The 13,480-nt window shown below is 64.3% G+C and carries 13 protein-coding genes; all 13 read left to right on the forward strand.

What is annotated here, in order from left to right:
* Positions 1-77 precede the first annotated feature (77 nt).
* The 13 genes from E3T22_RS07695 to E3T22_RS07760 all read left to right on the forward strand — a co-directional run bounded on the left by E3T22_RS07695 (position 78) and on the right by E3T22_RS07760 (position 13,326).
* The gene (locus tag E3T22_RS07695) at positions 78-374 is read left to right on the forward strand and encodes a WXG100 family type VII secretion target (RefSeq protein ID WP_088457201.1); all 297 of its coding nucleotides are present in this window, start codon (positions 78-80) and stop codon (positions 372-374) included.
* 111 nt (positions 375-485) lie between these two features.
* On the forward strand, positions 486-974 hold the full coding sequence (locus tag E3T22_RS07700; protein ID WP_134481019.1) for a hypothetical protein: 489 nt from the start codon (positions 486-488) through the stop codon (positions 972-974).
* 2 nt (positions 975-976) lie between these two features.
* Complete coding sequence (locus tag E3T22_RS19475; RefSeq protein ID WP_134408177.1) at positions 977-1,930, forward strand: hypothetical protein; 954 nt, start codon at positions 977-979, stop codon at positions 1,928-1,930.
* Positions 1,923-3,644, forward strand: a complete 1,722-nt coding sequence (locus tag E3T22_RS07710) for a hypothetical protein (protein WP_134481020.1) — start codon at positions 1,923-1,925, stop codon at positions 3,642-3,644. Before E3T22_RS19475 ends, E3T22_RS07710 begins: the two co-directional genes overlap by 8 nt.
* A gap of 32 nt (positions 3,645-3,676) precedes the next feature.
* Entirely contained in the window at positions 3,677-4,174 is a 498-nt protein-coding gene (locus E3T22_RS07715; protein ID WP_134481021.1) for a hypothetical protein, read from the forward strand.
* Positions 4,175-4,234: 60 nt separating this feature from the next.
* Positions 4,235-4,876 (forward strand): YitT family protein, encoded by a 642-nt coding sequence (locus tag E3T22_RS07720; protein ID WP_241983634.1) that lies wholly within the window; start codon positions 4,235-4,237, stop codon positions 4,874-4,876.
* 82 nt (positions 4,877-4,958) lie between these two features.
* The gene (locus tag E3T22_RS07725) at positions 4,959-5,600 is read left to right on the forward strand and encodes a spermidine/putrescine ABC transporter substrate-binding protein (RefSeq protein WP_134408180.1); all 642 of its coding nucleotides are present in this window, start codon (positions 4,959-4,961) and stop codon (positions 5,598-5,600) included.
* Between the two features lie 336 nt (positions 5,601-5,936).
* The gene (rpsL, locus tag E3T22_RS07735; RefSeq protein ID WP_055811472.1) at positions 5,937-6,311 is read left to right on the forward strand and encodes a 30S ribosomal protein S12; all 375 of its coding nucleotides are present in this window, start codon (positions 5,937-5,939) and stop codon (positions 6,309-6,311) included.
* Entirely contained in the window at positions 6,311-6,781 is a 471-nt protein-coding gene (rpsG, locus tag E3T22_RS07740; protein WP_066597688.1) for a 30S ribosomal protein S7, read from the forward strand. Before rpsL ends, rpsG begins: the two co-directional genes overlap by 1 nt.
* Before the next feature lie 102 nt (positions 6,782-6,883).
* Positions 6,884-8,998 carry an elongation factor G gene (gene fusA / locus E3T22_RS07745; RefSeq protein WP_088457195.1) on the forward strand — a complete coding sequence of 705 codons (2,115 nt, stop codon included), beginning with the start codon at positions 6,884-6,886 and terminating at the stop codon, positions 8,996-8,998.
* Positions 8,999-9,124: 126 nt separating this feature from the next.
* On the forward strand, positions 9,125-10,318 hold the full coding sequence (tuf, locus tag E3T22_RS07750; protein ID WP_088457194.1) for an elongation factor Tu: 1,194 nt from the start codon (positions 9,125-9,127) through the stop codon (positions 10,316-10,318).
* A gap of 284 nt (positions 10,319-10,602) precedes the next feature.
* Positions 10,603-10,803 (forward strand): Rv0909 family putative TA system antitoxin, encoded by a 201-nt coding sequence (locus E3T22_RS07755; RefSeq protein WP_134481022.1) that lies wholly within the window; start codon positions 10,603-10,605, stop codon positions 10,801-10,803.
* Between the two features lie 552 nt (positions 10,804-11,355).
* A complete protein-coding gene (locus E3T22_RS07760) occupies positions 11,356-13,326 on the forward strand; it encodes a glycosyl hydrolase (protein ID WP_166789285.1) in 1,971 nt (656 codons plus the stop codon).
* Positions 13,327-13,480 lie beyond the last annotated feature (154 nt).

The following is a 13,480-nucleotide window of genomic DNA, read 5'->3' on the forward strand; positions in this document are numbered from 1 at the left end:
TGGGTTCGTTAGGTTGTACGTAGTCGGTCGGCCTTTGGGGGTTGGCCCCGAACTACTAATAAGAGGAGCAGTAACTCATGGCGAATATGAACGTAACTTACGGCGAAATGAACGACGCGTCGCGCAGCCTGATCGCTGGCAAGGACGACCTCACCGCCAAGCTGTCCCAGCTGCAGAGCCTGGTCAACAACCTCGTCGCCGGTGGCTTCGTCACCGACGCCGCGTCGGGCGCCTTCCACACCTCGTACGAGCAGTTCACCAAGGGCACCACCGAGGCCGTCAACGGCCTCCAGGGCATGTCGGAGTTCCTCACCCGGGCGGCCACCGCCCTGGAGAACGTCGACAGCGAACTCGCCCGCGGCATCGGCGGCTAATTCCGCTTCTTCAGAGCAAAGGCGTGACCGGATTCCGGTCACGCCTTTGGTCAATCCGCACCACCCCAAGCCACAAGCCCCACCCCGAGCAGCCAACCCCAGGGAGACCGCATGTACGGCGATATGGCGGCACTCGGCCGGCAGTCCACCGAGCTGCGCACCCTGGCGGAGGACACCCGCACCCGCGCCACCACGCTGCGCTCGGCCGTGGGAACCACCTGGGTATCGTCCGCCGCGGCGACCTTCATCGAACAGCTCGGCCAGCGGGCCAACAACCTCGACGCCTCCGCCACCTCGCTCGACGAGGCGGCCGACGCGATCGACGCCCACATCCGCTCGGTCGAAGCCGTGAAACAGGCCATCGTCGAAGCGGAACAGTGGATTTCCGAGCGCTGGAACGACGCCGCCCGGCTGGTGGGAAACACCGTCGAGGTGATCACCGAGGGCGCCGAGAACGTCTTCGAATTCTTCGGCACCGAGGTGCCCCGCGCGCTCGTGAGCGAAACCGACGAACTCATCCGCACGGTGCGGGAACTGCCGACCCCGGGCTCGCCCGGCTGGCTCGACCTGGCCGACACCTTCCACCGACGGGGCTGGTAACCATGGCTTTCTCCACCGCACCCACCTCCCCAACCACGCCGGCCCGGTTCGGCCTCACCGCCGACCAGCTGCACCTGCTGCAGAATCGCTGCCCCGACCTCACCCTGCCGGCCGAGTTCTACTCCGCCTGGGCCGCCGAGGCACCCGAGATCGAACGCACCGAACGGATGCTCGTCGCCGAACTCGGTCTCATCGACCAGGGCCTGCTGCGCGCGGCGCCCACCGACACCCTCACCGCAGCACCCACCGACACACCCACCGACGACTTCGCCGCCCGGGTGCACCCGGCCGTGCTCGGCTTCCTCGGCCTGTTCACCGAACCCGCCCTGCTCCTGGCCGTGCACTCCTGGGGCGGCGGCCGCACCATCGTGCAAACCATCGCCGTGCGCGCCGGCTTCGCCGCATCCCTGGTGCGCGGCCAACGACTGGACGACCACGGCAGCCATCCCGCCAACGAGGATGCCGTGGAACTCTCCGCGTTCCCCGTTTCGGCCCTGATCGGCGAAACGCTGCGCTCGCTCGTGCGCCTCGAACCGAAATACCACCCACGGCCCCCGCACGGCAGGCCCGCCGCTGCCGTCGTGCTGCCGCTCACCCTGGCGCAGGGCATGATCGGCGCCATCCGCACCGGCAACCCCGAGATCATCCACGCCGCCGCGCTCACGGTGGGGCTGCCGCAGGCCGAACACGTCCTCGAAGGACCCGCGTTCGGCATCGACGCCGGCTACAGCGTCGCGGCGACCTCCCTCACCGGCGACAGCCTCGCCGTGCACTGGTTCCGCAGCGCGGCCGGCTGGTTCCAGATGAGCGCCGACACCCCACTGGTGGGTCGCATCGAGTCCACCGTCGACTTCGTCGACTCCAGCCGGGTGCGCATCGAGACCACCGGCCCGGCCGCGATCACCGGCCAGGTCACCACTGCCATCGGCTCGCTGCTCGGGGTGCTCCGTGGCTGAGCCCACATTCACCGTGTCCGGGGGAGCTGGCGGCATCGGCGCGAACCTCGACGACATGCGCACCGAATCCGGGCACCTCGCCGCGATGGCCCAGCAGCTCGTGGACCAGGCTCTCACCGCGGCCGGCATCGCCGTGGACGGCGACCTGCTGGCCTCCGCCATCCTCTCGCCGATCACCGCGGCGGCCGCCGAGCAGCAGATCGTGTTCGCCACCGGCCAGATGCTGCTCTTCGCCACCGAGGCGGGCGTCACCGCGGTGTTCCTGGCCGGCGCCGTGGATGCATACGAAGCCGTTGACCGCAGCCTGTCGATCCTGGCCGACGCGGCCGCGAACACCACCACCTTCTTCATCGGGGTGATGGCCGTACCGCTGGCCGTGGGCCTCGCCGCCGTGGCCGCCGCCGATGTGGCCCTGGTCTACGTTGCCGGTTACGGCGGCGAAGCGCTCGAGTCGCTCGGTGAGGGCCTAAACGAGACCCTGGCCGACCCGTGGAAACTCGCCCTGCCCGGCGTCTTCCTGGGCAGCCTGGCAGCCAACACCGCCGACGCTTATGACTCCGACGAGGCACAGGAGACCGTGGCCGGCACTCTCGCCGACCAGCTGGCCCAGCTCAACGAGCTGGCGGGGGAGAACGCCTGGGCCGTCGACCTGATCGCACAGGGCGCCCCGGGGCTCCTCGCCGGTCTCACCCTGCCGCTCGCACTGGTCCTGGGTCCGGCTCGCACCCGGCTGGCATTGACGGCACTCACCGGGGTGCCGTGGCCGCCCACCAGCTACGAACAGGCCCTGCAGGCCATCATCGGCGGCGGCAACAAGGCCGGCCTCTTCGACGACGGTCCGCTGCTCACCCGCGACGACCTGATGAACCCGCCGGAAATCATCGGTCCGGATGTCGCCACCCCCACCAGCCTCGAGGGACTCTTCACCGGGTCGGCGCAGATAGACAAGTACGACACCTCCGCCACGGGCGACGAGGACGCGCTGGCGCGCATCCGAATCACCGAGGTGCCCGGCAACCCGCCGAGTTTCATCGTGCAGGTGCCTAGCACCCAGGTGTGGGACCCGGCCGCCGGCAGCACCCCGAACGACGTCACCGCAGACACCCACGCCATGCTGGCCCAGCAGACGGCGCTCTCCAGCGCCGTGGATGCGGCGATGCGGGAGGCCGGCATCACCAACGAGAATCCCGTGATGATCCAGGGCTTCAGCCTGGGCGGCATCGTCGCCGGGCAGATGGCGGCCGACCCGAGCCTGAACTACAACTTCACCCACGTTGTCACCGGGGGATCACCCGTCGCCAACTTCGACATCCCCAGCGACGTGCAGGTGCTCTCGCTCGAGTTCGACGAAGACCCGGTGGCCAAGCTCGACGGCCACAACAACCCCGACGCCGCGAACTGGACCACCGTGCAGGCGCCTGCCCCGTCGCTGCCGGGCGACAACGGCGTTCCGGTCGGTATCGCCGGCGAACAGGGCGCCCACAACGCCGAACGGTACGCGATCACGGCCGGCGAGGTCGAGGGCTCCTCCGATCCCAGCATCGCCGCGTGGACCGACTCCGCGGCGGGGTACTTCCCGGACGCGGGCGACAAGCTCGAAGTGACAATGATCACCGACCCCGAAACCCACATCACCACGACCACCACAACCAACACCGAAACCGGCGCGGTCGTATCCGAAACCACCGACTACGGAGCGCAACGCCAACCATGAACGGCCAACACCGATCGTTGACGACCCGCCGAATGGCTCTGCTCGTCGTCGCAACCCTGACTGCTGTAACGCTGGGCGGATGCGTCGCCATCGGCCGGTCCGGCCAGCCCGCGTCCACGTCACCGAACGACCCGGCATCCGACAGCCGGACGACGGCGCAGGTCACCGACGAGCTGGGCCAGCTGCCCGGAGTGAGCGCCGCGTTCGTGTCGACCGGGCCGGTGGGGCTGCCCAACCAACTGGAACTGACCGTCGGGCTCAACCTCGAGGCCGGTTACCCGGGGGACGTGCCCGCCCTGCTGGACTACACGCTCGCCATGGCCTGGTCCGCAACCGTTGAGCAACCCACCACCACGGCGGCCGTGGCGTTCCGGGACGGGGATTCGGCACTGGACCTGGCTCCGGCCGCAGCTGCCCTCGGCTGGACGGGCATGACCGGCCCCACCCTCGCCGTTTCCATGGACGAGATGGCCGACCGGTACGGTCCCTGGCCCGGCCCGGTGCCGGAGAAGCCGGCCGCGCTGGGCTGACCCCACGGCTCGATACCATGGCGTAATGACTTGTGCCATTTTCACCCCCGAGCCGCGCGCGTGACGCGCACCGGTTCTGTACCCATCGTCGACCCGTCCGAGCGCCCGCAGCGGGTGCCGCACTCCCGGTTCGAGAACGTGGTGGCGCTGTTCATCGGCACCTTCGCCGTCTCGTTCGGGCTGTACCTGCTCAAAGAGGTCGGCGTGGCCACCGGCGGCACCGCCGGTATCGCGCTGCTGGCCAGCTACGTCACCAGCTGGTCGTTCGGTGTGTGGTTCGTGCTGGTCAACCTGCCGTTCTTCGCGCTGGCGATCTGGCGGATGGGCTGGCGCTTCACCGTTAAAACCCTCATCGCCGTGGTGCTGGTCTCGGTCTTCTCCGAGGTGCACCCGCTGCTGCTGGAGATTCGGCACATCGACCCGATCTACGCCACGCTGCTGGGCAGCCTGTTGGCCGGCATCGGTCTCATCGTGTTGTTCAGACACCAGGCCAGCCTGGGCGGGGTCAACATCCTCGCGTTGTTCCTGCAGAAGAGCCGCGGATGGCGCGCCGGCTACGTGCAGCTCGTCGTGGACGTGCTCATCGTGCTCGCCGCTTTCGCGACGCTGCCGTTGCCGATGGTGCTGCTCTCGGTGGTGGGTGCGGTCATCCTCAACATGATCATCGCCATGAACCACCGCCCCGACCGCTACTTCGGCTAATCAGCCCGCTCGGCCCGGTCCGCTGGTTGAGCTTGTCGAAACCTGGTGACTCCGGGGCCGGCAGCGACTAAACTTGACAGCCATGGATGCATCCATCGAGTCGCGGGTCGACCGCGAGGTCGAGGCCTGGTTGCGTTGGGTTCCGCGGTGGCGGCCCGGCACGCACCGGGCACGCTCCAGACTCTGCCAACACTGCTTCGGCTCCCCGGTGCTGCGCGCCGCCGGACTCGACACCGATGTGCCGCACGCGGTGCAGCATCCGCTCTCAATGCGCATGAAAACGCTCGTCGACGACGAGGTGGAGACGTACACCGCGCAGAGCCTGCCGCTCCTCAACCGCGAGCTGGGCCTCATCGAACTGCGCCGGTCCGCGCAGGCGTACCGGCCACTCGAGGGCCTCGAGCCGGAGTTCGACGGCATCGACCTCGACCCGCCCGCCGAGCCGGGCTCTCCGTACCTGTTCACCTTCGAAGAGTTCGTACAGCCCCTCACCGCCGACGATCCCGAGCTCGTGCCGCCGCCGCTGAGCATCGAGGAAAAGGCGGGCCTGCGGGTGGAGATGCGGCTGGCGGATGACTACGCCACCCTGGTGGGCAAGCGGGTCTGCGCCGACCTGCGCGGGCACCGCGCCGAGCTTCAGCAGGCCATCGCCGCGTTCGTGGAACCGCAGGTGCAGGCGCTGCTGGCCGATCTGGGCAGCACGCTGGACCCGCACAGTACGTGAGTGGATCGGCTTGCGGGGTCTCGACAGGCTCGACCGACGGGGCTCGCTTGACCCGCCACCCCGGCGGGGTTTAGAATTATCCGGTGTGCGCTTTGTCGTGCGCTTCAGTTATGCCGCTTCGTTGTCTGACATCGGGTTGCACTTCAGACGCCCCGACACTCCACGCAAACAGGGTTTGCTCTCCGAGCGGCCCCCACGGCATACCCACCAGAACGACCGGAAGCAATTCCGTGATGTCCGGAGGGTCCAGATGAACTCGATGAGCACTGAGAAGTGCGATTCGAATGCTTTGACATCAGTCAGCTGTCACCGTGCAGCAAAAACAAGGAGTTATTAGTGCCCACCATTCAGCAGTTGGTGCGAAAGGGACGTAGCCCCAAGGTCACCAAGACCAAGGCTCCCGCCCTGAAGTCCAACCCCCAGCAGCGCGGCGTTTGCACGCGTGTGTACACGACCACCCCGAAGAAGCCGAACTCGGCTCTCCGCAAGGTTGCTCGCGTCAAGCTGTCCAACGGTACCGAGGTCACCGCCTACATCCCCGGTGAAGGCCACAACCTGCAGGAGCACTCGATGGTGCTCGTTCGCGGTGGTCGTGTTAAGGACCTCCCCGGTGTTCGTTACAAGATCGTTCGTGGCGCCCTGGACACCCAGGCAGTCAAGAACCGCAAGCAGGCTCGTAGCCGCTACGGCGCCAAGATGGAGAAGAAGTAATGCCTCGTAAAGGCCCAGCGCCCAAGCGTCCCGTTATCGCTGACCCGGTATACGGCGCCCCCATTGTTAGCCAGCTGGTCAACAAGATCCTCCTCGACGGCAAAAAGGGCCTCGCCGAGCGCATCGTTTACGATGCACTCGAAGGCGTCGTTGCCAAGAACGGTGCGGATGCTGTTGTCACGCTGAAGAAGGCACTCGACAACGTGCGCCCGACCCTCGAGGTGCGTTCGCGCCGCGTCGGTGGTTCCACCTACCAGGTGCCCGTCGAAGTCAAGCCGCACCGTGCGAACACTCTCGCGCTGCGTTGGTTGACCAGCTACGCCAAGGCGCGTCGCGAGAAGACCATGACCGAGCGTCTCACCAACGAGATCCTCGACGCGTCCAACGGCCTCGGCGCCGCTGTGAAGCGTCGTGAGGACACTCACAAGATGGCTGAAGCGAACAAGGCTTTCGCTCACTACCGCTGGTAGTCGTCCACGCCGGTCGAGCCTGCCGGGACCACGGTCTCGGCAAGCTCGACCGGCGCAAGGCCTGTTCAACCTCATCTATCACAAAACTTCCGGAGGACACCCGTGGCACTTGACGTGCTCACCGACCTGAGCAAGGTCCGCAACATCGGCATCATGGCCCACATTGATGCCGGCAAGACCACCACGACCGAGCGCATCCTGTTTTACACGGGTGTGAACCACAAGATCGGTGAGACGCACGATGGCGCCTCCACGATGGACTGGATGGCACAGGAGCAGGAACGTGGCATCACGATCACGTCCGCTGCTACGACGTGCTTCTGGGCCGGCAACCAGATCAACATCATCGACACCCCCGGCCACGTGGACTTCACCGTCGAGGTGGAGCGTTCGCTCCGCGTCCTCGATGGCGCTGTCGCCGTGTTCGACGGCAAGGAGGGCGTTGAGCCCCAGTCCGAAACCGTCTGGCGCCAGGCCGACAAGTACGACGTGCCCCGCATTTGCTTCGTCAACAAGATGGACAAGCTCGGCGCCGACTTCTACTACACCGTCGACACCATCATCAAGCGCCTCGGCGCCAAGCCGCTGGTCATCCAGCTGCCGATCGGTGAAGAGTCGAACTTCGAAGGGGTCGTTGACCTCGTCGAGATGCGCGCGCTGACCTGGCGCGGCGACTCCAAGGGTGACGTCGAGATGGGCTCCAAGTACGCCATCGAAGAGATCCCCGCCGACCTCGTCGAGAAGGCTGCGGAATACCGCAAGCTGCTCCTCGAGACCGTCGCCGAGACCGACGACGAGCTCATGGAGAAGTACTTCTCCGGCGAAGAGCTCACCGTGTCCGAGATCAAGCACGCGATCCGCAAGCTCACGGTCGCCAGCGAGATCTACCCGGTCCTCTGCGGTTCCGCGTTCAAGAACCGTGGTGTGCAGCCGATGCTGGATGCCGTTGTCGACTACCTGCCGACGCCGCTCGACGTTCCCGCCATTGAGGCGCACGACGCACGCGACGAAGAGAAGGTTGTCATGCTGCACCCGAACGCGGACGAGCCCTTCGCGGCTCTGGCGTTCAAGGTTGCGGTGCACCCGTTCTTCGGTCGCCTCACCTACGTGCGCGTCTACTCCGGTCGCATCGAATCCGGCGCCCAGATCATCAACTCCACCAAGGGCAAGAAGGAGCGCATCGGGAAGATCTTCCAGATGCACGCCAACAAGGAGAACCCGGTCGGTTTCGTTACCGCTGGTCACATCTACGCGGTCATCGGCCTCAAGGACACGACCACCGGCGACACCCTGTGCGACCCTGCCCAGCAGGTCGTACTCGAGTCGATGACCTTCCCTGACCCGGTTATCGAAGTTGCCATCGAGCCGAAGACCAAGCAGGACCAGGAAAAGCTGGGTCTCGCGATCCAGAAGCTGGCCGAAGAAGACCCCACTTTCCGTACCGAGCAGAACCAGGAAACTGGTCAGACGGTCATCAAGGGAATGGGCGAGCTTCACCTGGACATCCTCGTCGACCGCATGAAGCGTGAATTCAACGTTGAGGCGAACGTCGGCAAGCCCCAGGTTGCTTACCGCGAGACGATCAAGAAGGCCGTCGAGCGTCACGACTACACGCACAAGAAGCAGACCGGTGGATCCGGCCAGTTCGCGAAGATTCAGTTCGCGATCGAGCCGCTTGAAATCACTGCCGACAAGTCGTACGAGTTCGTGAACAAGGTCACCGGTGGCCGTATTCCGCGTGAGTACATCCCTTCGGTTGACGCCGGAATCCAGGATGCCCTCAACGTGGGTGTGCTCGCCGGCTACCCGATGGTCGGCGTCAAGGCGAGCCTGCTCGACGGTGCCGCTCACGACGTCGACTCCTCGGAGATGGCGTTCAAGATTGCCGGATCGATGGGCTTCAAGGAAGCCGTTCGTAAGGCAAACCCGGTTCTTCTCGAGCCGTTGATGGCCGTCGAGGTGCGCACCCCTGAGGAATACATGGGTGACGTCATCGGAGACCTCAACTCTCGCCGTGGCCAGATCCAGACCATGGAGGACGCACAGGGCGTGAAGGTTATCCGCGCACACGTTCCGCTGTCGGAGATGTTCGGTTACATCGGCGACCTGAGGTCCAAGACCTCGGGCCGCGCGGTGTACTCGATGACTTTCGAGAGCTACCAGGAGGTCCCGAAGGCTGTTGCCGACGAGATCATCCAGAAGAACAAGGGCGAATAACCCACCGGCCTTCGGGCCGAATCGCTTAGGCCTCCTGGCCCGAGTAACATAAGTACACAAATCCAGCAGTTCCACCGGGCGTAAACCAACGTCCGGTGGAGCCGAGAGTCCTGAGGAGGACCCACAGTGGCCAAGGCCAAGTTCGAGCGGACCAAGCCGCACGTAAACATCGGAACGATCGGTCACGTTGACCACGGAAAGACCACGCTGACGGCAGCTATCTCGAAGGTCCTTGCCGACACGTTCCCTTCCAAGACCAACGTTCAGCGCGACTTCGCGTCGATCGACTCCGCTCCCGAAGAGCGCCAGCGCGGCATCACGATCAACATCTCGCATGTTGAGTACGAGACCGAGAAGCGTCACTACGCACACGTTGACGCTCCGGGCCACGCTGACTACATCAAGAACATGATCACCGGTGCTGCTCAGATGGACGGCGCGATCCTCGTGGTTGCCGCTACTGACGGCCCGATGGCTCAGACCCGTGAGCACGTTCTTCTCGCCAAGCAGGTCGGCGTGCCGTCCCTGCTCGTCGCGCTGAACAAGTCCGACGCGGTCGACGACGAAGAGATCCTTGAGCTCGTTGAGCTCGAGGTTCGTGAACTGCTCTCCAGCCAGGGCTTCGATGGCGACAACGCCCCCGTCGTTCAGGTTTCCGCCCTCAAGGCGCTCGAGGGTGACCCCAAGTGGGTTGCAAAGATCCTCGAGCTCATGCAGGCAGTGGATGACTACTTCCCGGAGCCCGTCCGCGACAAGGACAAGCCCTTCCTGATGCCGATCGAGGACGTCTTCACGATCACCGGTCGTGGAACTGTTGTCACCGGCCGCGCCGAGCGTGGAACCCTCAAGATCAACTCCGAGGTCGAGGTTGTCGGCATCCGCCCGACCATCAAGACCACGGTCACTGGTATCGAGATGTTCCACAAGCAGCTCGACGAGGCATGGGCCGGCGAGAACTGTGGTCTTCTTCTTCGTGGCACCAAGCGCGAAGACGTTGAGCGCGGTCAGGTTGTCGTCAAGCCGGGTTCGGTTACGCCGCACACCGACTTCGAGGGCACCGCGTACATCCTGTCAAAGGATGAGGGTGGGCGTCACAACCCGTTCTACGCGAACTACCGCCCGCAGTTCTACTTCCGCACCACGGACGTCACCGGCGTCATCACGCTGCCCGAGGGCACCGAGATGGTCATGCCTGGCGACACCGTGGAAATGACTGTCGCGCTGATCCAGCCGATCGCCATGGAAGAGGGCCTCGGCTTCGCTATCCGTGAAGGTGGCCGCACCGTCGGCGCCGGAACCGTCATCAAGGTTCTCAAGTAATTCAGTAGACCTGCTCACTCGCTGAGCTAGTCAACAACAACAGGGTCGGTCCTTCGGGACCGGCCCTTTTGTCGTCCCCGCGACGCCCACTCGTCGCTCCGTGCCCGCAGGTCCAGCGCGTTCCGCTGGTCGAGCTTGTCGAGACCCCGCAACCCAACCCCCTCGTCGCTCCCCGTCCGCCGTTCTAGCGCGCTCCGCCGGTCGAGCGCGTCCGCTGGTCGAGCTTGTCGAGACCCCGCAACCCGCATTACGCTCGAAACCACACCCCAAGATCGGAGACCCAAATGAACCTCAACGACCTCACCCGCAAGGCCCAAGACTTCCTCAAGAGCGAAAAGGGAGAGCAGATCTCCGACAAGGTCATCGACGGCGCGGCCGCGGCGGCCAACAAGGTCACCGGTGACAAGCACGCTGACAAGATCCAGGGTGCCCGCGACGCGGCTGACAAGCACATCGGTCGCGACGACGGCGACAGCAAAGGCTAGAGGCGAGAGGTTCGGCGTTCGCGACGGGTCACCCCAAAACGGGTGTCATCACCAACTACTGCGCACGTGTGGAAATGTGTGGCACGACACCAAACATTGTCTGGTGACCGAGGCAGACGGGCGTCAAAGCCAGTGCTCCTGCGGAAAAACTAGGACGGCGTGACCGAATTCCAACGAGCCAGACGCGCTCAAGTGGGTGTCATTGCCCAGGTAGGAGTGTGGACCGACGATGCTAGCGCGGCCACGGAGCCTTAGTGAGTGTGGCCTAAGCTAGAGCGGCAGAGGCTCACATGGGGGAGCGATCAGCTGGTTGCCGGTATCCCGGCCGCCACCGCACGTCCGTCCGTCTTAGGGGAGCCTTCGCCAATGGTGTCCGAGCATTCAGCCAAACGTCGACCTTCAAGAACTCCAACGCTAAAGGGTCGCACGTGGTGGATCGTCGGCATCGCCGCAGCCCTGGTCCTGTCGCTTGGCGTAGTTGTGATTGCGCAACCTTGGTCTTCAGGAGAGCCAGCGAGTGTGGATGGCCCCGCAAAGCCGATGCCCGCTCCCGTGGCAGCGCCCGTCATCGAGAAACTTCCCGCTTCCGATGACTTTGACTGGTGGACCCCGCTCACGCCGTCGGATAGCGCTGAATTTCTTGGCTCTTCCACGGCCCAAGGCGGCCAGTCAGCTTTGGAGATTCGTAGCGCGGGCCCTCAGTCTGAGTCAGACCCTCCTCGGCTGCAGCAAGCGATCAGCGTCGAACGCGGCGGTAATTACACTCTCACGTTTTGGGCTAAGGGCACGGACGTCGGTGAGAACGCCATTCAGGTGCGTCTCGGCCCCTCGGCGGGGCACACGACCTTCGTGTCACTCCCCGCAGGCACGTACGACTGGACCCAGTTGTCGCTTGACTACGTCTCCCCATCGGACAGCGCGAAAATGAACATCATGGTCACTGCGGTTGGCCAGGCGGGCTCCGCCCTTGTTGATTCGTTCGTGGCGACCGGGAACGGCAGTGCGGTTGCGCAGATCATGAACTCAGATCTGGAGTCTCATTCAGGTCAGGTTGCCCTCGCTAACAAGTCGCTCATGCTTGCGCAAGGAGAAGCCCGATTGAGCGTTGGCTCGCGGCAGTTTCCTACCGGTGACATCACTTGGTCGGTTGTTGATGAGCTCGGTGCGGCCGTGGCCGACGGCACCCAGAATTTGAAGGACCACTACACCTCCATTGACTTGACTGAGCTGCCGCTCGGGTTCTACAGACTCAATCTGAACGCGGCTCTCGAGAGCGGACCGCAAGATCGGTCCACGACGTTCGGAGTGATTGAACCCTATGAGGGCGTCGCCTCAACCTCTGCATTTGGAACCCACCTTCATTTCCACGGCGGTGAGGCACGCATCGACAACCTCATTGGAACTCTCGCGGACATCGGGGTCGGGCACGTTCGCGCGGACGTCGGCTGGTGGGCGACCGAAAGCGCACCAGGTGTCTACGACTACGAGGCCGTGATCGAAAATGCGATGGAGGAGTACGCGAACGCCGGCATTGACGCACTACAGCTGCCGGTGTACTCCAACCCGCTCTATGACGACGGTCTCACACCGAGCACTCCGGAGGGCCTTCAGGGCTACGCGAACTTTACAAATGACCTTCTGAACAAGTTTCCAAACGTCGGCAAAGATGTAGAGGTTTACAACGAGTTCGACCACACCTTCAATAACGGAGTCTGCGGCCCCACCCCCGAGTGCTACATGGACATGCTGTCGGTCACTTCCGACTACGTGAAATCCGTGGATCCACAGACCACCGTGGTGGGCCCGGGGAACGCCGGAATGGGCTTCAAGCTCGAATGGCTGCAGAGATTTTTCGACCTGGGCGGTCTGAACTACGTCGACGCAGTGAGCGCACACCCGTACGTCCAGCCGGGGGCCCCTGAGAAACTGGCCGCGGACCTCGACACGATTCAGCAGATGATCTTGACCGCCAACAATGGTGAGTCCAAGCCGATCTGGTTGACAGAGATGGGATGGGCTACCAAGGAAGGCTGGGTAAGCGACCAGAGCCAGGCGGATTATCTCGTTCGAGTTATGGCCCTGTCATTTGGTCACGGTGTTGAACGCTTCTACTCGTACGAAGCTGCCGACTCGAGCCTGATGGACGGCGACATTGAGTCGAACTTCGGACTGTTCGAGGCGTCCACATCGTTCGTACCGAGTGCCTTCGTGCCTAAGCTGGCAGCAGTGGGGCAGGCGCAGATCGCCCAGCAGCTACAGCACAAGAAGTTCACCGTCCAGGAGGACGCCGGAGAGAACGTCAGCTCTTACGTGTTCGGCGAAGAGAAGGATGCCACGCGTGTGATCTGGACGACGGCCGAAAGCTCGACCGTCACATTGGCGAGTAAGAAGCCGGTCACAGTGACTTCCTTGGACGGCGGGAGCACAGTCATTGACCCGGTCAAGGGCATGGTGACTCTCGAACTCACGGGGACTCCCGTCTACGTAGCGGGGTCCATCAACTTGGCGGCTGCTGCGGGTTAGACCAGAGAGCGACCATACCTGACCTCTGCCCGGTGAAATTTGGCTTCGGATCAGGCCCTGTGCCGCGAGCGAGGGGGATTCTGACCATCCGCTACGATACAAAATGGGGAGTCTCCAGATCTGTGGGGCAGTTATGGTGCGCGCGCACGACCCT

Origin of the sequence: Cryobacterium sp. TMB3-10 (assembly GCF_004402305.1) — a bacterium.
Taxonomy (GTDB): Bacteria; Actinomycetota; Actinomycetes; order Actinomycetales; family Microbacteriaceae; genus Cryobacterium; species Cryobacterium zongtaii.